At 65.5% G+C, this 22,882-nt stretch carries 21 protein-coding genes and 2 pseudogenes; 7 read left to right on the top strand and 16 right to left on the bottom strand.

The window, feature by feature from the left end; translation table 11 throughout:
- The first annotated feature begins 33 nt into the window (after window positions 1–33).
- The gene (locus QMG72_RS14655) at window positions 34–1,347 is read left to right on the top strand and encodes an MFS transporter (protein ID WP_226776497.1); all 1,314 of its coding nucleotides are present in this window, start codon (window positions 34–36) and stop codon (window positions 1,345–1,347) included.
- 58 nt (window positions 1,348–1,405) lie between these two features.
- Here the strand turns inward: QMG72_RS14655 and QMG72_RS14650 are convergent, their stop codons facing one another.
- Entirely contained in the window at window positions 1,406–2,647 is a 1,242-nt protein-coding gene (locus tag QMG72_RS14650) for an amidohydrolase family protein (protein WP_283480954.1), read from the bottom strand.
- A gap of 207 nt (window positions 2,648–2,854) precedes the next feature.
- A pseudogene (locus tag QMG72_RS14645) lies at window positions 2,855–2,980 on the bottom strand (hypothetical protein); the annotation flags it as partial.
- Window positions 2,981–3,429: 449 nt separating this feature from the next.
- Between QMG72_RS14645 and QMG72_RS14640 the strand changes: the two are divergent.
- Entirely contained in the window at window positions 3,430–4,113 is a 684-nt protein-coding gene (locus tag QMG72_RS14640) for a GntR family transcriptional regulator (RefSeq protein ID WP_226776496.1), read from the top strand.
- Window positions 4,114–4,224: 111 nt separating this feature from the next.
- Here QMG72_RS14640 and QMG72_RS14635 read toward each other — a convergent pair.
- A pseudogene (locus tag QMG72_RS14635) lies at window positions 4,225–4,628 on the bottom strand (ATP-binding cassette domain-containing protein); the annotation flags it as partial.
- Between the two features lie 104 nt (window positions 4,629–4,732).
- On the bottom strand, window positions 4,733–5,089 hold the full coding sequence (locus tag QMG72_RS14630; RefSeq protein WP_226776495.1) for a DUF6221 family protein: 357 nt from the start codon (window positions 5,087–5,089) through the stop codon (window positions 4,733–4,735).
- Window positions 5,090–5,325: 236 nt separating this feature from the next.
- Here QMG72_RS14630 and QMG72_RS14625 point away from each other — a divergent pair, with 236 nt between their 5' ends.
- The 4 genes from QMG72_RS14625 to QMG72_RS14610 all read left to right on the top strand — a co-directional run bounded on the left by QMG72_RS14625 (window position 5,326) and on the right by QMG72_RS14610 (window position 9,834).
- Complete coding sequence (locus QMG72_RS14625; RefSeq protein ID WP_283480901.1) at window positions 5,326–8,067, top strand: winged helix-turn-helix domain-containing protein; 2,742 nt, start codon at window positions 5,326–5,328, stop codon at window positions 8,065–8,067.
- A 128-nt stretch (window positions 8,068–8,195) separates the two neighbouring features.
- A complete protein-coding gene (locus QMG72_RS14620) occupies window positions 8,196–8,885 on the top strand; it encodes a hypothetical protein (RefSeq protein ID WP_282360783.1) in 690 nt (229 codons plus the stop codon).
- Entirely contained in the window at window positions 8,882–9,562 is a 681-nt protein-coding gene (locus QMG72_RS14615) for a DUF2306 domain-containing protein (RefSeq protein ID WP_283480900.1), read from the top strand. Before QMG72_RS14620 ends, QMG72_RS14615 begins: the two co-directional genes overlap by 4 nt.
- Entirely contained in the window at window positions 9,562–9,834 is a 273-nt protein-coding gene (locus tag QMG72_RS14610) for a DUF8691 family protein (RefSeq protein WP_282360785.1), read from the top strand. The genes QMG72_RS14615 and QMG72_RS14610 overlap by 1 nt, the downstream gene beginning before the upstream one ends.
- A gap of 97 nt (window positions 9,835–9,931) precedes the next feature.
- On the opposite strand, the gene QMG72_RS14605 is transcribed toward QMG72_RS14610, so the two are convergent.
- Window positions 9,932–10,345 carry a VOC family protein gene (locus QMG72_RS14605; RefSeq protein ID WP_253032882.1) on the bottom strand — a complete coding sequence of 138 codons (414 nt, stop codon included), beginning with the start codon at window positions 10,343–10,345 and terminating at the stop codon, window positions 9,932–9,934.
- Window positions 10,342–10,626, bottom strand: a complete 285-nt coding sequence (locus QMG72_RS14600) for an ArsR/SmtB family transcription factor (protein ID WP_226776489.1) — start codon at window positions 10,624–10,626, stop codon at window positions 10,342–10,344. Before QMG72_RS14600 ends, QMG72_RS14605 begins: the two co-directional genes overlap by 4 nt.
- Window positions 10,627–10,988: 362 nt before the next feature.
- Here QMG72_RS14600 and QMG72_RS14595 point away from each other — a divergent pair, with 362 nt between their 5' ends.
- On the top strand, window positions 10,989–11,396 hold the full coding sequence (locus QMG72_RS14595; RefSeq protein WP_283480899.1) for a nuclear transport factor 2 family protein: 408 nt from the start codon (window positions 10,989–10,991) through the stop codon (window positions 11,394–11,396).
- Window positions 11,397–11,463: 67 nt separating this feature from the next.
- Here QMG72_RS14595 and QMG72_RS14590 read toward each other — a convergent pair whose 3' ends face one another.
- The 10 genes from QMG72_RS14590 to kdpA all read right to left on the bottom strand — a co-directional run bounded on the left by QMG72_RS14590 (window position 11,464) and on the right by kdpA (window position 22,875).
- The gene (locus QMG72_RS14590) at window positions 11,464–12,078 is read right to left on the bottom strand and encodes a hypothetical protein (protein WP_283480897.1); all 615 of its coding nucleotides are present in this window, start codon (window positions 12,076–12,078) and stop codon (window positions 11,464–11,466) included.
- 81 nt (window positions 12,079–12,159) lie between these two features.
- Window positions 12,160–12,834: a class F sortase gene (locus QMG72_RS14585; RefSeq protein ID WP_226776486.1), complete on the bottom strand. Its 675-nt coding sequence runs from the start codon at window positions 12,832–12,834 to the stop codon at window positions 12,160–12,162.
- A 23-nt stretch (window positions 12,835–12,857) separates the two neighbouring features.
- Window positions 12,858–13,631, bottom strand: a complete 774-nt coding sequence (locus QMG72_RS14580; protein ID WP_226776485.1) for a GVDTG sorting domain-containing protein — start codon at window positions 13,629–13,631, stop codon at window positions 12,858–12,860.
- Between the two features lie 100 nt (window positions 13,632–13,731).
- Complete coding sequence (locus QMG72_RS14575) at window positions 13,732–14,217, bottom strand: hypothetical protein (RefSeq protein WP_283480896.1); 486 nt, start codon at window positions 14,215–14,217, stop codon at window positions 13,732–13,734.
- The gene (locus QMG72_RS14570) at window positions 14,214–14,654 is read right to left on the bottom strand and encodes a cupredoxin domain-containing protein (protein ID WP_226776483.1); all 441 of its coding nucleotides are present in this window, start codon (window positions 14,652–14,654) and stop codon (window positions 14,214–14,216) included. Before QMG72_RS14570 ends, QMG72_RS14575 begins: the two co-directional genes overlap by 4 nt.
- 428 nt (window positions 14,655–15,082) lie before the next feature.
- The gene (locus QMG72_RS14565) at window positions 15,083–15,757 is read right to left on the bottom strand and encodes a response regulator (RefSeq protein WP_226776482.1); all 675 of its coding nucleotides are present in this window, start codon (window positions 15,755–15,757) and stop codon (window positions 15,083–15,085) included.
- The gene (locus QMG72_RS14560) at window positions 15,754–18,414 is read right to left on the bottom strand and encodes a DUF4118 domain-containing protein (RefSeq protein ID WP_283480895.1); all 2,661 of its coding nucleotides are present in this window, start codon (window positions 18,412–18,414) and stop codon (window positions 15,754–15,756) included. The genes QMG72_RS14565 and QMG72_RS14560 overlap by 4 nt, the downstream gene beginning before the upstream one ends.
- Window positions 18,415–18,450: 36 nt before the next feature.
- Window positions 18,451–19,062, bottom strand: a complete 612-nt coding sequence (gene kdpC, locus QMG72_RS14555) for a K(+)-transporting ATPase subunit C (protein ID WP_226776480.1) — start codon at window positions 19,060–19,062, stop codon at window positions 18,451–18,453.
- A 10-nt stretch (window positions 19,063–19,072) separates the two neighbouring features.
- A complete protein-coding gene (gene kdpB / locus QMG72_RS14550; protein ID WP_282360788.1) occupies window positions 19,073–21,211 on the bottom strand; it encodes a potassium-transporting ATPase subunit KdpB in 2,139 nt (712 codons plus the stop codon).
- Window positions 21,208–22,875: a potassium-transporting ATPase subunit KdpA gene (kdpA, locus tag QMG72_RS14545; protein WP_282360789.1), complete on the bottom strand. Its 1,668-nt coding sequence runs from the start codon at window positions 22,873–22,875 to the stop codon at window positions 21,208–21,210. The genes kdpB and kdpA overlap by 4 nt, the downstream gene beginning before the upstream one ends.
- Window positions 22,876–22,882 lie beyond the last annotated feature (7 nt).

Raw genomic sequence — 22,882 nt, 5'->3', positions numbered from 1 at the left:
CTTGGTATACCAGAATATAGTCAGGAGACGACTGTGAAAAAGATCCCCCGGGCGCCCTGGGAGCGGCCCCGGACACCTGCAGCTTCGAAGATCGCATTGACACTCGTCGCTTTGAGCCTCGTTTCCATTAACCTACGGCCGGCGATTACGACCATCGCCGGATCCATGGGCCAACTGGAACAGGGGCTGGGGATAGCTGCCCCGGCGCTGCCGCTCCTTGCGGCGCTGCCGGTCCTCGCCTTCGGAATGTCCGCCCCGTGCGGACCGTGGCTCGCCCGCCGCCTGGGTGCAGGGACAGCCATCGCTCTTGCGATGCTGTTGCTGGCCTTGGCCCTGGTCGCCCGGGTGCTGGTGCCTGCCCTACTGCTCCCCGGCACCTTTGTGGCCGGCATGGCCATCATGGCAGCCAGCGTGTTGCTGCCCCAGGTCGTCAAGGCCAACCAGGGCAACGGCTGGTGGACGGGGCTGTGCAGCATGGGCTTCGGACTCGGCGCGGCACTGGGGGCAGGGTTGATCCAACCGCTGCAGCACGCTCTGGACGGAAGCCTGAACGGGGCTCTGGCCATCTGGGCTGTACCAGCTGTGCTGGCGGCAATACTGATGCTCCAACACGGTGGGGTGGCCACCGGACCTGCCGGTACGCTGGCCGCCATTCCACCTTCAAATGCTTTCAGCTCCGGCAGCTCAAGGGCCGGTGCGGAGCGGCTACTCCCTGCCGCCCGCGCACTGCGGAGCCAGGGAACTGCCTGGGCGGTGACAGCATTCTTTGGTCTCCAGGCGATGCTCTACTTCGCGGTCACTTCATGGCTGACAGTCTTCCTGGTGTCGAAGGGCCTCACCGCCGGCGACGCTGCGGCGCATCTTGCGTGGTTCAGCGTGGCCGGCCTTCCCGCCAGCCTGCTGGCACCCGTGCTGGCCAGCCGGCCGGCTGTTCTCAAGATCATGGCGCCCGGTTTGGGGATGTTTGTGGCCGCCGCGCTGCTCGGGGTGCTGGCCGGCCCGGCTGAGTTTCAGTTCCTCTTGATAGGTGTCCTGGGAGTTGTCCAGAGCGCCGGACTCGGGCTTGGACTTGCGCTCGTGGTGCTCCGCTCCACGGGGCCCCAAACCGCGGGGAGTCTTTCGGCGATGAGCCAGGGGCTCGGGTTCGCCCTGGCCTCCCTTGGACCTGTGCTGGCCGCCCTGATTCATGATGTGACCGGCGGCTGGGAAGCTGCGTTCTGGGCCTTGGCGGGAGTGGCCATGCTGCTGTCCCTGGCGGGATACTTCTCGGTGAGCGGGCGAATCGTGTCTGCGGACGAAAGCACGGTGTTCACCGGCGAGACCCGGCCGGCCGGCGTCGGAAGCTGACCCCCACACAAAAAAGTGGCAGGTCCCTTAGAAAGGAACCTGCCACTTTATTGCGGGCCTAGGGAAGTAGTTGCAGTTGGTCTGCCACAACGCGGCCGCGGTGGATCACGGTTCGGTCGGTGCCCCGGTCCATGACCGCGGAGGCGACCGTCTCGCCGTCGACCAGCAGCAGCTCGGCCGGATCGCCGACGTCAAGGCAGGGCCGGTGCGCGGTGCCGTTGAGCCGGATGGCGGCCGGGTCCAGCACGCTGGCGCCGCCCACCGTAGCGATGGCCAGGCAGTGTTCGATCAACTCGTCCCTGCGGAAACCATGGGTGAACGCGAGCTGCCAGGTGCGGTCCAGCATGTCTGTATTGCCGTAGGGGGACCAGTAATCGCGCTGCCCGTCCTCGCCCAGGCCCACGCGGACACCGGCCTCCGCCAGCAGCGGGAGCGGGAGCTGCCCGGATGCCGCCGGGGCCACGGATGCCATGGAGATGTCAAGCTCCGCGAACTCCTCGACGAGCCGGTGTGTGGTGGCCTCGGAGACGCTGCCCAGCTGGTAGGCGTGGGACATGGTGACCTTGCCCTGCATCCCGAGGGCCCGGGTTCGCTCCATCACCAGGTCCGTGCTGAAGACGCCCAGCTCGCCCGGTTCGTGGAGGTGGATGTCGATGGGAACCTGGTACTTCTCGGCCAGGCCAAAGACGATGTCCAGGTGCCGGACGGGATCCCGGTCCAGGCTGCATGGATCAATGCCACCCATCACGTTGGCCCCGGCCCGGAGGGCCTGCTCCATCAGCGGCACGGTGCCGTCCTCGAGAAGGAGACCGGCCTGCGGGAAGGCGATGATGTCGACGTCGGCCTGGTCCTCGAAGTGTTCCTTAGCCGCCAGGACCGCTTCGAAGCGTTCCAGCCGGCAGTCCACATCGACCTGGGCGTAGGAGCGGACCCTGGTTGTGCCGCGCGCGATCATCCGGCCCAGCGTGTTGTTGACGCGTTCCTGGAGGGGGACCTCGGCGTCGCGCCAGTTTTTCCGGTCGTTCATCATCATGGTCCAAACGCCGGGGCCTCCGGTGTGCTCGCGGAACGGCAGGCCGATGCGGGTCGAGTCCAGCTGGACATGGACGTCGGAGAAGGACGGGAGCAGCAGCCGGCCGCGGCCTTCGACGACGGTGGCCGCCTCTTGGAGGGCCCCTGGCGGGTCCGTCGGGGTGTGCGCGGGGTTATGCGGCTCGATGCCGGCGATTTTCCCATCTTTGAGCAGGATGTCGCTCAGCGCTTGCCCCCAGGGACGGGCGGCGCGGATCAGGGTAGTCAATGTAGTGCTCCTTATTGTTGGGTCTATTGCACACCGGCGGGGGTGGCGGCGGCCAGCCCCGCCGGTGTGGCAGGCCGGGGCGGCCGGGCCGGCCGGTGAGGGAATGTCGCTGATGCACACCTGCTGCCGGCTTTCGTGCAGTGCGTCGAACAGTGGGCAGCGGGTGCGGAAGACGCAGCCGCTGGGCGGGTTTGACGGTGACGGAAGATCTCCGCGGAGCCTGATCTTCACTTGCTGCCGGGCTGCCCGTGGATCGGGCAACGGCACCGCTGAGAGCAGCGCCTGGGTGTAGGGGTGCCGGGTACGGATGCCGGGTGTCGTGGAAGATCTCATCCACCGGTCCCGACTCGACGCATTGGCCCCCGGCAGCGACGGCGGGTTGGCCGCCGGGGGACAGGGGGCCGCTGGCGCCGGCGCTGTCGCCAGGCAACGTCCTCGCAGCAGTTGGTGTGGCACCGGACTGAAGCTGGGTCATTGGGAACGCTCGATTCAGGTCCGCGGAGCAGGCTCCATTGTTTTGTATACCAAACATAGATTAGAGCACCATTTGTGCGATGTAAATCACCTTTCGATATTATTTGGAATACCAGCCTTGATGCGGCCCATACTCCGCGGCACACCGGGATACGTGTCCATTCCCGGGGCAAGCCAATCCAGGACAGGCAGGATGGAAGCCGGTGGGTGTGCCCGGAGCCGGCAGTCGGGCACGTGTATGCTCAGGTGGAACGCTGAGCGGCACGGTCCGCAGGGCCAGAGGGTGAGTGATGAACGGCGGGGTGAATGTGGTTGAACCGAAAGGGGATGCGCTGAACGGGCGGGACGACGAGGTCCGGGCCGAACACGTGTATCAGCTTGTCCTTGAGGGGATTGTGACAGGCAAATACGAGCAGGGTACGCGGCTGCGCGAACGTGAACTCTCAGAACTTCACAGCGTGTCAAGGATCCCCGTCCGGGAGGCCATCCAGCGCCTGGAACAGGACGGCTTCGTCGAAACATCACCTCGCAGGGGTGCGGCGGTGCGGCGGCTGACGCTCACCGACGTCAACGAACTCTTCGACGTCCGCCTCTGCCTCGAAACTTTTGCCGCGCGTGCTGCAGCGGTCCGGGTTGCCGACGGTCAAGACGGTGCAAGATTGCAGGAACTCGTGGACGAAACACGACGCGCTATCGACGACGGTCCTGAGGCGAATGTTGCAGGTCTCAGCGCGGAATTCCATGCCGAAATTGTGCGGCTCTCCGGCAACCGACTACTTGTCGATTCTGTGAAGCCCCTTTTTGGCCGGATGCGCTGGATCTTTGGCCTCGCCCACAACCGCAGCAATGAGCTTCAGCGTGACGAGCACGTGGAGCTCTGCAATGCCATCCTGCAGGGCCGCCCGGACTTGGCTTATTCCCTTGCGTACTCCCATATCGAGTTAGGCCGCGAACCAGTACTTGCCGGGCTCGCCCATACGCTCGCGCCGTAGCTGCCGGTGTAATCGACCCGGCAGCACCTTCGTGCCGGACCGGGAGGATCTGCCGAGCGCGTTGTCCGCGGCCGCTGATCGGCAGCAGACCACGCAGTTCGTGCGGCCTGATCACTTGTTGCGCGGACACCCCGACGCTCCTGGGGCATCGGGAACGGCAAATGCGGAGCGCACAAGGCACGGTGGCTCCCTCAGGTTGAGCAGTAGGCCTGAGTTCTTCAGGAGATCTGCGTCGCGCATAGCGGCTTGTGGCACCGAACAGAGGAGGGCATCAGTGTACGGATGGGCGGGGGAGCCGAGCACAGCATCAGCGTCGCCCGCTTCCACAATTCGCCCGGCATACATAACAGCCAGGCGGTCGGCAGCTCGAGGATCTGGGCTTGCACGGTAACGTCCAGTGCTGTCGTCGGTTCGTCCGCGATCAACAAGGGCGGCTCGAGGGCAATGGCCATCGCGATGAGGATCCGCTGATGGATACCCCCGGAAAACTGATGCGGCTCGTCAGCCGGCCGGGCCCAGTAGATCCGGCCGGGATTGGCGGCACCGACGGGGGAGTGTTAAAAGCCGGGAGTCGAACCGTCATTCAACGCAGGCGGCCGGGGGTTGTCCTACAAGGTATCTATCCCCGGGACGGGTCGCCGGGTCCAATGGTGGGCGGTTCCGGGTCCCAATCCGGATTGTAGTCCGGGTGGTCCCGGTGGGCACCTGCGAGCAGAACGAGCATGGTTCGCCTGGCGATGGCGATGGTGTCGGTTGCTTCATCCGGGTCGGTGATCCCTTCCGCGGCGGCTGATTCCTTCCAGCTCGCAATGAGGGCTCGCTGCTGGGCGCATTCTTCCAGCATGCGTTCCTGCACGGTGGCGCTGTCTTCGCTGCCATCAGCGGGGTTCGTGGATGAGCCGAGTGTGAAGGCCCCGGCTCGGAGCGCCGCCTCCTGCTCCGAGGTCCGGTCTTCCAGGAACTGGACAATATCCATGTCATTCATCATTTCAGTTCTCGTGCCGCGCATATCGTTTCGGGTCAGGACCGTTCGGCCTTGCAGCGTTAGTGGGCCAAGGCGAACTTATGGGGCGGGATCGGTTAAAGCAAGGGCCCGTCCCCGAGAGGGTTTGAGTGCCAGAGGCGGCCGCACTGCCGAAGCGGCATCGATGTTGACCAGCGCCTCGGTAGGCTGGTGTTATCTGCCACACACTTTTGGCCAGCGGGGATCACATGGCATATCCGATAATTGCTACGAAGCTGTTCGTTCCGAAGCTGCGACGTGCCCTGGTACCTCGCCCCAGGCTCAGCGAACGCTTGCGTGGCGGAGCAGAGCCGCGGCTTACGCTGATATCCGCTCCGGCTGGCTTCGGCAAGACTACGCTGCTCGCAGAGTGGCTGGCTGAAACGCCCGGTGAAGCCCGCTGTGTTGCCTGGCTCGCGCTCGACCCTGCGGACAACGAGCCTGCGTCGTTCTGGACCTACGTAGTGAATGCCCTCCAAATGGCGGTGCCGGGCATCGGTCCGGTTGCGCTGGAGCTCATCGCGTCCAGACCAATGCCCACCGAGCTTGTTCTTGCGACGATGCTGAACGATCTGGCCGCGGCTGCCGCTGATGTTTGGCTTGTGCTCGATGACTACCACGTGGTCGACAGTGGCGATATCAGCGCGGGAATGGTTTTCCTGCTTGAGCACCTTCCACCCCGCGTGCACGTGGTGATCAGCACGCGGGCCGACCCGGATCTGCCACTGTCCCGGTGGCGGGTGCGCGGCGAGCTGATCGAGATCCGTGCCGCGGATCTGCGCTTCACCTCGGAGGAGGCCGCCGCCTATCTCAAAGAAGTGGCGGGACTGGACCTGGCCGCGGACGACGTGGCGACGCTGGAAGAACGGACCGAGGGGTGGATTGCCGCGCTTCAGCTCGCCGCGCTCTCGCTCCAACGGCACGACGACGTCGCCGGCTTCATCGCCCGCTTCGCCGGGAACGACCGCTATGTGCTCGACTACCTCGTCGAGGAGGTGCTGCGGCATCAACCTGATGCGGTTCGTCGGTTCTTGCTGGACTCGGCTGTTCTCAACAGGCTCACCGGTCCGCTCTGTGATGCGCTTACCGGGCGCGGCGACGGGAGCCAAATGCTCACGGCCTTGGAGCGGGCGAACCTGTTCCTCGTCCCGCTGGATGATCGGCGTGAGTGGTACCGCTACCACAACCTGTTCGCCGACGTGCTGCGGGCCCGCCTCCTCAGCGAGCACCCCGAACGGATTCCGTTACTGCACCAGCGCGCCAGCCGGTGGTATGAATCCCATGACCAGAGTGAGGACGCCGTCAGGCATGCCTTGGCCACCTTCGACTTCGACCGTGCCGTGCACCTGATGGAGTTGGCGGTGCCGGTACTGCGGCGCAACCGCCAGGATGCCGTATTGCATAGTTGGCTGAGCGTCCTTCCCGAGGATGCCATTCGCCGCAGTCCGGTCCTGAGTGTCTTCTTTGCCGGGATGCTGATGGCCTCCGGGGACCTTGACGGGGTGGAGTCCTGGCTCGATGACGCGGGTAGCGCACTCGCTGCGGAAGTGAAACTCGGCGTGCCGGAATCAGCGTCACGCGGTGGAACGACGCCGTCCTGGGCCGGCATAGAGGAGGTCCAGACACTGCCGTCGACAATTGCTGTTTATCGGGCTTCCCTCGCACAGGCACGGGGTGATATGGCGGCCACCTCGTCTTATGCCCGGCAGGCACTTGAGCTTGCCGGCCCGGATGACCATCTCGCGCGCGGCGGGGCCGCCGGGTTCCTGGGGCTCGCAGCCTGGGCTGCCGGCGACGTGCGGAGAGCGGCGCGGACGTTCTCCGAGGCTGTGGCGAGCCTGCGAGCAGGCGGAAACCTGGTCGACGAGCTCAGCGGCACGGTGGTGCTCGCGGACCTGTGGCTCGCGAAGGGGCGTCCCGGCGAGGCACGCCGGCTGTATCAGAAGTCGCTGAAGCGGGCCCGGGCGCGCGGTGGATCCATGGCCCGGGCGAGCAGTGACCTGCATGTCGGGCTGGGCGAAATTGATCGCCAGGCCGGAGACCTCGGCAACGCCAAGCAGCACCTTGAGCTGGCCGCGGCGTTTGTTCACCGCGGACCGATGACGGAAAGCCGTTACCGGTGGTTCGTGGCGTCGGGACTGGTGGCCCGCGATGAAGGAAACCACGATCGCGCCATCGATTTTCTTGACCAGGCGGAGGAGCTCTACCGGCCCGGGTTCTTCCCGGATGTGCGCCCGATAGCCGCCATCAAGGCGCGCGTTTGGATAGCCCAGGGCGCCTTGTCGGAGGCTGCTGGCTGGGCACGTGAACGGGGGCTTTCCGTCACGGACGAGGTCAGCTATCTCAGGGAATACAATCACCTGACGCTGGTGCGGCTGTTGATTGCCCAGGAGCGGGCCGACCCGGAAGGCGGCGCCGTCCGGGGCGTCCACCGCCTGTTGGCGGAGTTGCTGACCCATGCCTCGGCATCCGGGCGCGCGGGCAGCGTGGTGGAGATCCTTATGCTCCAGGGTTTGGTGTACCACGTGCAGGGGCATCGACAACTGGCGCTCGAAGCGCTTCGCTGCGCGTGGGAGGAAGCGTCTGAACCCGATGAGTACGTGCGGCTGTTCCTGGACGAAGGAGCGCCCATGGTGGAGTTGTTGCGTTCGGCAATGCACGACGGCGGCACCGTCGCCCACGCGTCACGGCTGCTCAACCTGGGCAAGGGGTCTGCGGCGCAAACCTCCCGGCCAGGGGAGCGCCCGGCGTCGGCCGTTGACTCCCTCAGCGAGCGGGAGATCCAGGTTCTCAAGCACCTCGACAGCGCGCTGACCGGACCGGAGATCGCCCGCGAACTGTTCATCTCGCACAACACCTTGCGATCCCACACCAAACACGTCTTCACCAAACTCGGCGTAACCAGCCGCCGAGCAGCGGTTATTTGTGCCCGCGACCACGGGCTGATCTAGCCGCTACCACGATCATGTTTCATCCTGTCAGTCACATCATGGGGTGACGCCGGGTCACACCATCCGTCCCTACCTTTGAGTTATCCGGCAGCGCCACGCGGCCGGGACTTACGATTAGGGAGCCAGACATGTCCATAACACCCGCCCGCCTCGCCCGCTCAGCCGGCCTGGCCGCCGTCGCAGCAGGCCTGCTGTTCATCGGTGTCCAGATCAGCCACCCTCCCTTGGATGCAGAGTTCGCCACCACCACCGAGTACACGGTCCGACAAAGCCTGAAGGTGCTGATGTCCGGCCTATCGCTGGTCGGCATCACCGGCATGTACCTGCGCCAGGTGAGGCAGGCCGGAGTGCTGGGCCTGATCGGGTACCTCGTGTTCGGCGCCGGCTACCTCTTGATGATGAGCGTCGAAGTCATCGGCGCTGTTGTCTTTCCAACGCTTGCCCGGATGGCGCCCGGATACGTCAACGACGTCTTTGCCGTAGTGACGGGCGGCCAGGCCAGCGGCGACATCGGCCTGATGCAGCTCCTGAACCTGGCCTCGGCCGCCACCTTCCTCGGCGGCGGCCTGTTGTTCGGCATCGGACTCTTCCGCGCCGGCATCCTCGCCCGGTGGGCCGCCGTGCTTCTCGCCGCCGGATCCGTGGCAACTCTCGCCATCCCGCTGCTTCCGCAAGTCAACGAACGGCTGTTCGCTATTCCTACCGGTGTAGCCATGATCGGCCTCGGCTACTCGCTGTGGCACGGCTTGCGCGCCCCTGCTGCCCGTCGCCTCAACGGCACGGTCAGCTCACCGCTCCACCAAGCAGGCGCCAAGTGAGCATTCAGGCGGCGGCGCGTGCCCACCGGCCGGCCCGCCAGGTGGGGTGGGTGCCGTTCGCGCTGGTAGCCCTCGTCATGGTTCCGGCCGCTGCCGGTTGCCTGCGGCTGTTGGAACTGGCCGGCGGCCCGCCGCTTATCCCCGATAACGCCCGGATGACCGCCTCGCCCCTGGCTGTGACAGTGCATATCGTCTGCGCCGTGGGATACGCCGTCGTCGGCGCATTTCAATTCGCCCCCAGGCTCCGGCGTCGCCACCCGGTTTGGCACCGGACGGCTGGACGAGCTTTGTTGGGACTCGGCCTGGCAGTGGCGGCATCTGCACTGTGGATGACGTTGTTCTACCCCCGCCAGCCGGGCACCGGGGAACTCGCTTATGTGTTTCGACTGGCTTTCGGATCCGGCATGGCTGCCAGCATCATCCTGGGATTCGCGGCAGTCCGCCGAGGCGACATAAGCCTTCACCAGGCATGGATGACGCGGGCCTATGCCTTGGCCCTAGGAGCAGGCACCCAGGTATTCACCCAAGGCATAGGACACGCAGCGTTCGGCACCAGCGTGCTAAGTACCGACCTTATGCTGGGCGCCGGGTGGGCTATCAATCTCACGGTCGCTGAGGTCGTCATCCACCGCTACAGCAGCCGGACCGGGCCGCCGGCGCCGGAGGCCTGGTCCTAATGGGGCAGCGACGCAAACAAAAGGATCCCGCTGGCTACCAGCTTCGGGTGGATGGGCACCTCGACGAGCGCTGGTCTGCCTGGTTCGGCGACCTTACCCTGACCCACGAAGACGATGGGACGACCAGCCTGCGCGGTTTTGTCCCTGATCAACCGGCGCTGCACGGGCTCCTGGTGAAAGTCCGAAATCTTGGCCTCATCTTGATCTCGGTGGAGGCCATCGACCCATCAGATACACAAGCGCCCACGGCGGAAGTAATCGACGGCGCATGATTTTCCCCATGATTCGGTCTCCTCGGTCGGAATCTTCGAGATGGTGGCAGCGACTTCGCGCAGCTGGGTGAAGCCGTGGTTCGAATCCGTCGCTCGCTCAGCGGGAGTCGGCGTCGTCCTCGTCCCGCTTCATTTCGATGAGCTGGATGAGGTTGCCGCAGGTGTCATCAAAGACGGCCACCACAGCGGTGCCGATGTCAGTTGGCGGCTGCGTGAACACCACGCCCCTGCCGGTGAGTCTGGAGTGCTCGGCTTCGATGTCAGCGACGGCGAATTGAGCGAGTGGAATGCCGTCCTCGACCAGGGCATCCCGATACGGCTTTACTGCCGGGTGGCTCGACGGTTCGAGAAGCAGCTCCGGACCATCCGGCGATTCGGGGGATACAACGGTGATCCAGAAGTCATCGCCGAGGGGGATGTCGTGGCGCTTCGAGAAACCGAGCACGTCCGTGTAAAAGGCAAGGGCAGCGCGCTGGTCGTCGACGAACAGGCTCGTCAGGGCAATTTTCATTCTTCGATCCTCTTTCTGGCGGTCCATCGTCCGGTAATCTCGGCGATTGGCTCAGGGTTAAAGTAGTGGAACTTGGAACGTCCGCGCCGCTCCGTCACTACGAGGCCTGCCGACTCAAGCACGCCGAGGTGCTGTGAGATCGCCTGGCGCGTGAGGCTGAGGCCATGCCGCACCGTCAGCATGGAGCAGATCTCAAACAGGGTTTGACCGTCGCGCACTGACAACTCATCAAGGACTGTGCGCCGTGTCGCATCGTCGAGTGCTCGGAAGACATCAACCATGGCTTCACTATAGGCAAGTCACCGCTTGCTTATCAAGGCTGCGACCGTTCCGCAAACGTCCGCCGGAGTAACTGCTGGTATTCCACCAGGTGGCAGCCACCTCTATCCGCCGACCGGAACGGGCCGCAGTCGTTGCCCGGACTGACGGATGCACGGCAGGCGGGCCAGGGTAAAGAATTCCGGCAAATCCTGCCACTGCCATTTGGGACACACCGTTGCCAACGCGGCGTTGTTTAGTCGATGATGGCCGTGTGCCCCAACGCCAGCAAAAAGTCTGGAGATCCAATCAACCGACGGGCCGCCCCTAAGCCGCGGTGCGGCACAACACTCGGCGACAAGGGGACAGACGGAGGGATATTTCGATGAACGCTGATCAAGCGGCGTCCAACGGTGAGACCCGCCTCGCCTACATCCTCGGTGTGCCTCTGGCCGAGAATGCGGTGCGGCAATGGCCTCAAATGGGCGAGGTCGTGCGCACCAAAAAGCTGATCGGCAGCGTCGAGGGCAATTTCGCCGAACTTACGCTCGAGGTTGGAAGACGCCTCCACCTGAAAGATGTTGTGGTGGTGGAGTGGACGTGCAACTACGGCGACGGTCGGCTCTACCGCAACGTGACCATCGGCGAACTTGAGGATGGGAAAGCCGTGCGAGTCACCGACTACTGGGGAGAACCCACTGACACCCCGCAATGGCGCGAGCCGATGACCGGCCGGCTCGACATGCCCGGTGACGGCATCTGGAAAGACGACGAGCACCTCAGCCACCACTGACGCCACCGTTGGCCGCCGCCGGGGGCGTAGGAGTTGCTAGCGAGCACAGCCACCACTAACGGGCGCTTTAGGGGTGTTCGGTCCAGCAGGCCAGGATGGTGGTTGCGATTTGGTATGCAAATGCCGCGGGTGTGACGCTGTTCGGCCCGACGGCTCCGGGCAGGTCTGTGGCGTCCACGGACAGGGTCATGTTGTCCTTCAGGAAAACAACTGACCCCCGGGGTGCCTCGTAGGCCGGGAACCCGAGGTTGGCAAGCCCTTGGATCGGCGCCGCATCCCCGGCTTCACTTTGCAGCGCATCAAAGTACTGGCGAGCCGCTGCAGGATCAGCTGATTCCTTCACGGAGATCACGAAGCTTCCTTCGGCAAGGTGATAGGTACAGGTGAAGAGTTTGTCGGCCCAGCTGCTCACGCTGTGCGGGGCAGCGCTGAGGGCAAGGCTCGAAGAGATATTGTCCTGCGTCTCTTTCCCGCACACCATTTGGGCCGCTTCAGGTGGGCCCTCGGCCGCGGCCGGGGCGTCGGTGCCGGTATCGTGTTGCTCCCCGGTGTGCCCCGCCGCGTGGGTCTCCGACGCCGTCGGCGCCGCGGCGCCGGGAGCGGCGGCTCCGGCGGCAGCGCAGCCGGACAGCAGCAGCGACGCCGCGGCCAGTGCTGCAAGCCAGGAATTTTGGTATTTCATGTCGCGTCCACTTCCTTGTGAATTATCGCTCGCGTCGTTTTGCAACGGAGCCGCCGTGGCAATGTTGCACAGACCGGACGGTCAGGTTTGGAGCGTGGCGTAGACGACGTAGTTGTCGTCGAACAGTCCCGTGGCTGGATCGTATCCATCGCAGGTGATCAGCCGCAGTTCGGCCGCAGTCGTATTGCCGTAGACCTCCAGGGTGGGGAACGCGTCCTTGCCATAAGCTGCGGCCCGGTCAACCGTGAACGTTGCGGTGGAGCCGTCGGTCCGTTGGATGGTGACAGGTGTTCCAGCGGTAAGGCTGCGGAGGTTGGCGAAAACTCCGGGTCCGCCGCCGACCGCGTTGACGTGGCCCAGCAGGACGGCCGGTCCGCGTTCACCGGGGGTGGGTGATCCGTTGTACCAGCCAGCCGGTGCGCCGGGGCCGTCCGGCGGTACCTGAAGAGACTTGTTATCCCGCAGGCCCAGGCCGAGGAGTTCAGTCTGGACGCCGATCGCCGGGATGGAGAGCGAGGCAGGAGTAGATTTCGGCAGCACAGTGGGAAGGGCCTGGGCGGACACCGTGGCCGGTGCCGGGCTGGTGGCCGTCGCCGAAGCCGTGGATGTGTTCGGTGTTGGCGACGCTGACCGTGCCGCACCGGAGGCGCCGGCGGATATTTCTGCGTTGCCTGCCGAGCAGCCGGCAAGGAGCAGAAGTCCAACCGCCGCGGAGGCCAGCAGGCTTCCGCGGCGGCCGAAATTCGTTGTCGTCATAATGACAGTCCGGGCAGCTGTGCTTAAGCCGCTGAACCGGAATGGCGGCGGCGAACCAGATAGACTCCGCCGGCGGCGGCTGCAAGCACAAGGCCACCACCCAGCGCGAGCGTTCCCGCGTCCGTTCCGCTGGTACCCTGTGCGACGCCGGTGTCAGCGCCACCGACCGGCATGGACATTTGACCGACAGCCAGGGTTCCACACAGGGCCGGCGATGTTGCTGCCAGCGGCAGGGTAGGCGCCAGATCGCTCTTCGCCGCCTGGCCGGCAGCGCTCAGCGTGGCCGGGTCGAGACCATGGACAACCACAACCGCGGTTCCGGCTTCCAGGGCAGCCTTAGTTTCCGCGTTCAATTCGAACGTGCGGTCAACGGTGTAGCTGGCGCCCTGACCGGCGACCTTGAGGTCCAGCCCGGCGGCCGGGCTGGTATCGCCGGTGGTGGAGAGCGTGGTGACAATGCCGCCATAGGACGGAGCTCCCTCTGTTGTGCTGACCACACCGTCGCCGTCCATATCCGCACCCGGTGCCGGGCACGCGCCCTTGGCACCGCCGTGGATGTGCTGAACATGCGGGTAAGGCGCGTCCATAAAGGTCTGGGCCAGTCCTGCAACCTTCAGCACAACGTGCGCCTGGTTACCCGTGACGTCGACGGTGACCGTGCCGGACGCGGAGCTGCCGTTGATCTGTCCCAGTGTGGACTGGTATGACCCGTCGGCCGCCATGGCCGGGGCACCGGAAAGGGCGAGCGCTCCCAGAGCAAGGGTGGGTATTGCCATGAATCGCAGTGTCTTCTTCATCGAAGCATTCTCCTCATGCAAGTGTTCGTGATGTCCCACGTTAGGGACAGCAGTAGTTCGGAGCGGATTGGGATCCAGATGTGTTTGGATGTGAGATAAATTACGCCGGCGGGCCCTGGGGGCTCGCGCCCGCTGCTGTGGGGCCGGGCCCGCGCGTTTGCGCGCCCTTGCGCAGCAGGAGATATCCACCAACGGACAGCAGCCCGGCCAGCCCCTCGACGACGGTGGCGAGGACCTTTTCCGGGTACCAGACAGGCTCATACATAGCCGGGATCGGCCCGATCTCCGGCAGCTGAACGTAGCGGTAAATGATTGCCGCGGCGAACGCCGAGAGTGACATCACTGCCGCCCCAATAAAGGCCCGCGAGCCCCCATTGAGCAGGACAAACACCGCCGCCAGCAACGACCCCGCAGCGTGGATTCGGAACAGGGTTCCCTGCCCGACGCCGCCCGGTGCGGCCTCTTGGTAACCGGCGGCAAGCTGGAAGTGGATCACCGCACTGATCGCCAACCCGGCAGCAATCAGGGTGCGCAGGCCCAGCCGCACAACAGCCGACCGGCCTTCGCGCTGCCTGGCCGGCGTCATTTCACGACCAGTGTTCCGGCCATCCGGGGATGGTACGTGCAGATGACGGCGTAATCGCCAGCGTCCTTGGGGGCCGTGAAGGTTATAGTTTGCCCGGCCGCCACCTGCGCATTAAACGCCCCACCGTCCTTGGCGGTGACCGTGTGCGGGGCGGTGTCCTCGTTGATCACAGTGATCGTCGCTCCAGGCGCGACGGACGCCGGCATCTCATAGGCGAAGTCCCGGATTTTGATCACGGTTTCCCCGTCCGGTGCGGCCGGTCCGGAGGAAGCCCCGGATGATCCCGGAGTTGTTGCACCCGGCGATGCCTGCGCCGCGGATGAAGTGGAGGCAGGCGGATCCTGGCTCGGTGCCTGCCCGGCAGGGGCGGAGCATCCGGTCAGGCCCGCAAGTCCTGCGGCCGCGACAATGATCCACGCTCGGTTGCCAATTTTCATGAGGTCCCTTTCAACGGTGTGATCGTCCAAGAACGCAGGGCGGCGTTGTCAGCCCAGCCCCACGTATGATATTCGTCACGCCGCACCACAGGGACTGCCCGGGAAGCAGCCCGGTTTACCCGATGCTGACAATCCGCCGCCAGCGGGCAGGCTTCCCCCAGCGAACCCTCGTTGCGTTCGCGCCCGGCGCCGCCGGCATTCGAGCCTACGCGGTGCATAACAACGCTTTCCGACGCCGGAATCATAGACTGCCGTCGCAAGTGTCGTCGGGCATCCTGCCGGGGACACCGTAAAACTCCGCGGCGTCAATTTTCCATCGGCCGTTACCCCGGCCGGACTTCGGCGCAAACCAGCTCCGGCACCAATCAGACCAGCCTGCGGGCCGCGGGCAACGGGTGCAGAGGCCCGGCCTGGTTTATGGCTGCGGGTCAGGGCATGAACCTGTATCCGATGCCCGCCTCGGTCAGGAAGTGGCGGGGGTTGCCGGCTTCTTGTTCGAGCTTGCGGCGGAGCTGGGCCATATACACACGCAGGTAGTTGGCTTCCTTGGCATACGCAGGACCCCAGATTTCGGTGAGCAACTGCTGTTGCGTGATGAGCTTCTCGGGGTTCCGGACCAACAGTTCCAGGATGCCCCATTCGGTGGGGGTCAGCCGAACATCCTCCCCGTTGCGGGTGATGCGTTTTTTAGCCAGGTCCACAGTGAAAGCGGGAGTGGATACGATGGGCGTTTCGTCGGCCTGGATGCTGCGGCGTTGGACGGCCCGCAGCCGCGCCAGCAGCTCGTCCAGTCCAAAGGGTTTGGTGACGTAATCGTCGGCTCCGGCATCCAGGGCCCGGACCTTGTCCTCGGAGCCGTGCCGTGCGGACAGGACCAGGATCGGGACGCGGCTCCATTGCCGGAGACGGTTGATGACGGTCGTTCCGTCCATGTCCGGCAGGCCCAGGTCCAGCACGATGACGGCGAAGCTGTGTTGGGCGGCGGCCCTAAGTGCGGAATCGCCGTCGGGGGCCGTCACAACGTTGTATCCGTGCGCATGCAGGGTGATCTTGAGGGCTTTGAGAATGTGGGGATCGTCGTCGACCACAAGCACGTCGTTCACTGCGTGGCCTCCGTCGCGGACGCGGGTTGGGTGTTCAGCGGGCGCGGGAGGGCTGGCTGCGCCTGACGCCGTGTTTGGCCACCAGTTTGGGCCCCAGTCTGGTGGAATGCCGCCCCGGGAGAGAGGGGCAGCCGGATCACCATCGTCAGTCCGCCAGCTGGTGTCCCTTCCGCGGTCAGGGTTCCGCCCATCGCCTCGGTGAAGCCTTTGGCAACAGCCAGTCCCAGACCCACGCCAGTTGCCTGCGGGACGTCATCGAGGCGTTGGAACGGCTGGAACATCCGTACGACGCTTTCCGCCGGCACGCCCTGGCCGTGGTCGATGATGCGCAGTTCCCCCGCAGGCTGGCCACCCAGCGTTGCGTGGCTGAGCCCGCCTGCTGCTCCTACAATCACAACGTCGGAGTCCGGTGCGTACTTGACGGCGTTCTCCACGATATTTGCGATGACGCGTTCCAGCATTCCGGCGTCAGCCTCGACTTCGGGCATATTGCCGGGCAGCTCGATCCGCACCCGGCCGGCCGGGATTCCCTGCAGAGCGGCAGGCATCACGTCGTACCAGCGCGCTGGCCTGATGAGCGGATTGACGGAATCGGAGGTGATCCGGGACATGTCCAGCAGGTTGCCCACCAGCGCATCCAGCCGGTCAGAGCATTCGTCTATGGTCGCGAGCAGCTCTTGTTCCTCCTCGTCGGTGTAGTGGACGTCCGGCTGCCTGAGGCCGCCGACGGCCAGTTTGATGCCCGCCAGCGGTGTCCGAAGGTCGTGGGAGACCGCACGGAGAATGGCGGTCCGCATCGTGTTGCCCTCGGCAAGCCGCACGACGTCCCGGCGGCTGGCCGCCAGCTGCTGGCGCTCCAGCTGCGCGGCCAGGTGCACGCCGAACGCACCGAGCAACCGTCTGTCACTGGCGGGCAGTGTCCGTCCGGAGAGGACGAGGCGGGTTGTGGAGTCGATCTCTTCGATGTTTTCCGCACCGTCAAGGCCGGCGGAAGGGACTGTGCCGGCCTGTGCCACGAGCCGCCAGCCGGCCTTCCCTGCCCCTCCAGTGCCGGGGTTTCCGGCGGAACTGTAGAGGACCGCGCCACTGACCTGGAACACGTCCAGGGCCTGATCGAGGAGTCCCTTTAGGGTGTCCTCGGCACGGCCGGCGCTGCGGGTGAGGTCCCCCAGCGTGGCTGCCTCCGCCCGTGCGCGCGAGGCTTCCTTGGACCGGCGGGCGGAGAGGTCGACGACGACGGCAACGGCCGCGGAGACGCCCACAAAGACCAACAGGGCGAGGAGATTCTGCGGGTCGCTGATGGTCAGGTTGCCCAGTGGGGGTGTGGAGAAATAGTTGACCAGGAGGCTGCTCCAGAGGGCGGCCAGGACGGCGGGCCAGAGTCCGCCGACCAGCGCGACGGCGACGGACCCGGCGAGCTGGATGAGTGCTGCGGTGGCAACATTCCGGTCCGGGTTCAGCGAGAGCAGCATCTGCAGCAGTACAGGAAGTACGACGGACAGGACAAAACCCGCGGCGACACGGATCCGCCCGAGGTCCCGTTGCCGCCGCGGACCGGCGCCGCGGCCGCCGAGGGGGTGGGAGACCATGTGGACGTCGATGTCACCGGAGTCGCGCACGACCCTGGTCCCGGTGCCGCCGCCGAGCAGGCTTCCCAGGAGGCCCGCGAGCCGCTTGTGGCGTGAGATGCCGACGACAATCTGGGTGGCGTTGACGCTGCGGGCGAAGTCCAGCAGCGCGTCAGCCGGATCCTCGCCGGTCACGACGTGGTAGCTGCCGCCCAGGTCCAGGATCAAACGACGCTGGGCTTCGAGAGCTTGGGGTGATTCGCCCGCCACGCCGTCAGCCGCCCGGACGTGCACGGCCAGCAGGTCCCCGCCATTGACGCGGTTCAGGATCCGGGCCCCGCGGCGGATCAGGATCTCCCCTTCGGGGCCGCCGGTCAGGCCCACAACAATCCGCTCCCGGGCGGGCCAGGTAGCCTCGATGCCCTGTTCAGCGCGGTACCTGGCCAGGCCTTCATCCACCCGGTCAGCCAGCCAGAGAAGTGCCAGTTCCCGCAGGGCGGTGAGGTTGCCCAGCCGGAAGTAGTTCGTCAGGGCCGCGTCAATCTTGTCGCCGCTGTAGATTTTGCCATCGCCCAGCCGCTGGCGCAGCAGCTCAGGGGAAATGTCAACCAAGTGGATCTGGTCTGCCCGGCGGACGATGTCGTCCGGCACGGTCTCGGCCTGGCGGACGTTGGTGATGGCGCTGACGACGTCGCCGAGGGATGCCAGATGCTGGATGTTGACCGTGGACAAAACGTTGATGCCGGCATCGAGGAGTTCGTCGATGTCCTCCCACCTTTTGGCATGGCGGCTGCCGGGAATGTTGGAGTGGGCATATTCGTCCACTACCGAGGTGCCGGGAGCCCGTGCAAGAACGGCGTCCAGGTCCATTTCCACAAACTCCGTCCCGCGGTATGCCAGGTGCTTGGTCGGCACAACTTCCAGCCCCTCTAGCAGGGCACTGGTGTCGCTGCGCCCATGGTCCAGGGCCCAGGCGACCACAACGTCCTCGCCGCGCCGGCTTAAGCGGTGCGCTTCCTCAAGCATCGCGTAGGTTTTACCGACCCCGGGCGCGGCTCCCAGGAAGATCCGCAGCGTGCCACGGGCCATGGACTTATCCTTTCGCTCGGACTCTCAGGTGGACTCTCACTTGGACTGTACCGTGGCAGCGAGATCAATGTTGAGGGCAGTCACGTTCACGGAAGGCTGGCCCAGGAAGGCCTCCAAGCCGCCGCTGGTGTGCTTGTTGACCAGGGACATCACCGCATCGGCGCTCAGGTGCTGCGCCCTGGCAACGCGGGGAACCTGCAGCCGGGCGTAGGCGGGGGAGATATCCGGGTCCAGACCCGAGCCGCTGGCAGTTACCGCGTCTGCCGGCACCCGTTCCGCGTCGACGCCTTCGGCGCCAGCAACAGCTGACCGGTTGGCGGTGACGGCGTCCAAGAGCTTGGGATCATTGGGACCGAGGTTGCTGGCCGATGACGACGCCGGGTCCCATTTCACCGCGGAAGACCGGGCATGGAACCACCGCGGATCCTGGACGCCGGCGTCGTCGGCGGGGGCCTGGACGATCAAGGCAGACGCTGCCGGGGCTCCCGCCCTGTCTTTGATGATGGACCCGTTGGCCTGGTACGGGGCGATCAGCTGCCCGACGCCAAAGACGGCCAGCGGGTAGGCGGCGCCAAGGACGAGGGCGGCGAGGAGCAGGAACCGCAGCGCAGTTCCGGCCTGGCGCAGATAGCCGGTAAGAGTGTTCATAATGGTCTTCCTAGCCGATGCCGGGGATGAGGGAAATGATCAGGTCGATGATCTTGATGCCGACGAAGGGGGCGATGAGTCCACCGAGCCCGTAGATCAGCAGGTTCCGGGCCAGCGCCTGATTGGCCGAGACGGCGCGGTATTTCACACCCCGGAGCGCGAGCGGCACCAAGGCGACGATGACCAGGGCGTTGAAGATCACCGCGGAGAGGATGGCCGAGGAGGGGGTTGCCAGGCCCATGATGTTCAGCAGCCCGAGCCCCGGGAAGGCCGCGGTGAAGAGGGCGGGCACAATCGCGAAGTACTTGGCGACGTCGTTGGCGACCGAGAACGTGGTCAGCGCCCCGCGGGTGATCAGCAGTTGCTTGCCGATGCCGACGATATTGATGAGTTTGGTGGGATCGGAGTCGAGGTCCACCATGTTGGCAGCGTCCTTGGCGGCGGGGGTGCCGGAGTTCATGGCGACGCCGACGTCCGCCGCGGCCAGGGCAGGGGCGTCGTTGGTGCCGTCCCCGGTCATGGCCACGAGCCGGCCGGCTGCCTGCTCCTTTTTGATGACCGCGAGTTTGTCCTCGGGGGTTGCTTCGGCCAGGAAATCATCGACGCCGGCCTCGGCGGCGATCGCCCGGGCGGTAACGGGGTTGTCCCCGGTGATCATCACGGTGCGGATGCCCATTTTCCGCAGTTCGTCGAATCGGGCGTGCATTCCGGGTTTGACGACGTCGGCGAGGTGAACGGTCCCCAAAATTTCCGCGCTGCCGTCCTGGCTCACCTGGGCGACCAGCAGGGGAGTGCCGCCCCCGGCGGAGATGTCGTTGACGCGGTCCGTGACCTCCGCCGGGGTGTGGCCGCCGTAACCGGCAACGAACGCGGACACTGCAGAGGTGGCGCCCTTTCGGATCTGCCGGCCGTCAAGGTCCAGCCCGCTCATACGCGTGCTGGCGCTGAAAGGGACCACCGTGAAATCACCGGAACTGCGCTGCAGCGTTGCCAGATCCTGCCCGGCAGCACCGTCCCCGGCGGCGAGATCCACGATGGACCGTCCTTCCGGGGTTTCGTCGGCCAGGCTGCAGACCCGGGCCGCTTCCACAAGCCGGGCCGGCTCAACACCATGGGCGGGGAAGAAATTCACGGCCCGGCGGTTGCCGTAGGTGATGGTTCCGGTCTTGTCGAGCAGGAGGGTGGTGATATCTCCGGCGGTCTCCACGGCGCGGCCGGAGGTCGCCAGCACGTTGTGCTGGACCAGCCGGTCCATCCCGGCGATGCCGATCGCCGGGACCAGGGCCCCGATAGTGGTCGGGATCAGGCAGACCAGCAGCGCAACCAGCACAATCGGCGACGGCGTTGCGCCGGCGAGGGCGGCGAACGGCGCCAGTGACATGGTCACGGCCAGGAAGACGATGGTCAGTGATACCAGCAGCACGTGGAGAGCAATCTCGTTGGGCGTTTTCTGCCGCACGGCGCCCTCGACGAGCTTGATCATCCGGTCGACAAACGTCGCGCCGGGCTCGGCGGTGATGCGGATGACGATCCGGTCCGAGAGGACCTTTGTACCGCCGGTGACGGAACACCGGTCGCCGCCGGATTCGCGGATCACCGGCGCCGATTCGCCGGTGATCGTCGATTCGTCGACGCTGGCCAGGCCCTCGATGATTTCGCCGTCCGAGGGGATGACGTCTCCCGCTTCGCAAATGACGACGTCGTTGAGCCGAAGCTCGGTGCCGGGGACCTCTTTGATGGCTCCGTCGGGCTGCCGGAGCCGGGCCAAGATTCCCTGGCGGCTGGCGCGGAGGCTGTCGGCCTGGGCCTTGCCGCGGCCCTCCGCGATGGATTCGGACAGTGTGCCGAACAGTGCGGTGAGCCATAGCCAGGCGGTGACCGCAATGCCGAAGGCCGACGGCCGGTAGAAGGAGAGCGCAGTGCACAAGGCGGCGCCCACCAGCACTGTGAACATGACCGGGGAATGGATCATCTGCCCGGGCGCGAGCTTCCGGACTGCGAGAGGCAGGGCGGCCATAACGCTTGCGAACGTCAGTTTTGCCGGGGTTTTAGTGTGGTGTTTGTGTTCGCCGGGGGTGCCGAGGGGGTTGCCGTCGGCGTAGGTTCGGGTGGCGGTGTCCGCGGCGGGTGCCGGGCTGGACCGGGTCATTTGAGGAGTCCTTCTGCGAGGGGCCCGAGGGCAAGGGCAGGGAAGTAGCTCACGGCGGTCATAATTACTGTCACGCCGAGCAGCAGGGCGCCGAACAGCAAGCCGTGGGTGGGTACGGTACCGGCGGAGGCTGGAACCTTGCCTTGCCGGGCCAGGGAGCCGGCGAGGGCGAGCACCAGGATAATCGGCAGGAAGCGGCCAAACAGCATTGCCAGGCCCATCATGACCGAGAGGTACGGGCCTGATGTGGTGATGCCGCCGAAAGCGGACCCGTTGTTGTTGGCCCCGGAGGTGAAGGCGTAGAGCACCTCACTGAACTGATGGGGACCGGACGACGGGGCGTTGGCAACTGCATCCGGCAGCAGGACGGTGATACCGGACAGGGCCAGCACCAGCGTGGGAGTGATCAGGATGTACATGGCTGCGAGCTTCATTTCCGTTGGGCCGATCCTCTTGCCCTGGTACTCCGGGGTCCGGCCCACCATCAGGCCGGCGATGAAGACGGCGATGATCGACAGAATAAGCAGGCCGTAAAGTCCCGAGCCGGTTCCGCCGGGGGCTACTTCGCCGAGCATCATGTTGACCATGGCTACTGCGCCGGCCAGCGGCGGCAGGGAGTCATGGGCGACGTTGACCGCGCCGGTGGAGGTCAGCGTGGTGGCCGCGGCGAAGATCGCGCTCGGCGCGGGACCAAAGCGTTGTTCAAACCCTTCGCCCAGCCCGCCGGCCGCAGCGGTCGCAGCCCCCTGGCCCGAGGCCACGGCCCATCCCATCAGGGTGGTGGAAGCAAGCCACAGGAGGCCCATTACCGCAGCCACGGTGTAGCCCTGCTTCTGGTCGCCGACCATCCGGCCGAAGGCGTAGGGCAGGGCCGAAGGGATGAGCAGGATCAGGAACACCTCGAAGAAGCTGATGACGGCGTTCGGGTTCTCGAACGGGTGGGCGGAGTTGGCATTGAAGTAGCCGCCGCCGTTGGTCCCGAGGACCTTGATGGCTTCCTGGGACGCCACCGGGCCGCCGGGAATGGTCTGGCTGATTCCGGTGAACTGGTTCGTGACGTCGGTCGGCCAGAAGTTCTGCACCACGCCGCCGAGGACCATCACCACTGCCGCGATAAACGCTATCGGCAGCAGGATCCGGAACGACGTCCGGGCCAGATCCACCCAGAAGTTGCCCAGCCGTTGCGTCCTCGTTCGGGCGATGCCGCGGATGAGGGCGACGGCGACGACGATGCCGACCGCTGCGGAGAGGAAGTTCTGGACCGCAAGCAGGGCCATCTGAACGAAAATGCCCACGGTGGCCTCCGGCGCATACGTTTGCCAGTTCGTGTTGGTCACAAAGGAAACGGCGGTGTTCATGGCTATCCACGGGTCCACGCCGGGAAGGGAGCCGTTGCCGGGCAGGACGCCCTGGAGCCGTTGGAGGCTGTAAACGGCCAGGATGGATACAGCAGAAAACGCCAGAACGCTGCGCAGGTAGACGGACCAGGTCTGCTCAGTACCCGCGTCGATTCCGGCAAGCCGGTAGAAGAGGCGCTCAGGACGGCTGGCTTTTGTGCCCTCGAATACCCGGGCCAGATAGATGCCAAAGGGCTTGTGCAGGCCCGCCAGCACCAGCAGGAGTCCGGCCACCTGGACGATGAAGGACGCAGCATTAAAAGTCATAATCTGC

Source organism: Pseudarthrobacter sp. PH31-O2 (assembly GCF_030063265.1).
Lineage (GTDB): Bacteria > Actinomycetota > Actinomycetes > Actinomycetales > Micrococcaceae > Arthrobacter.
Note: the sequence above shows the minus strand (reverse complement) of the source record. Positions and strands in the feature narration are given on the sequence as shown.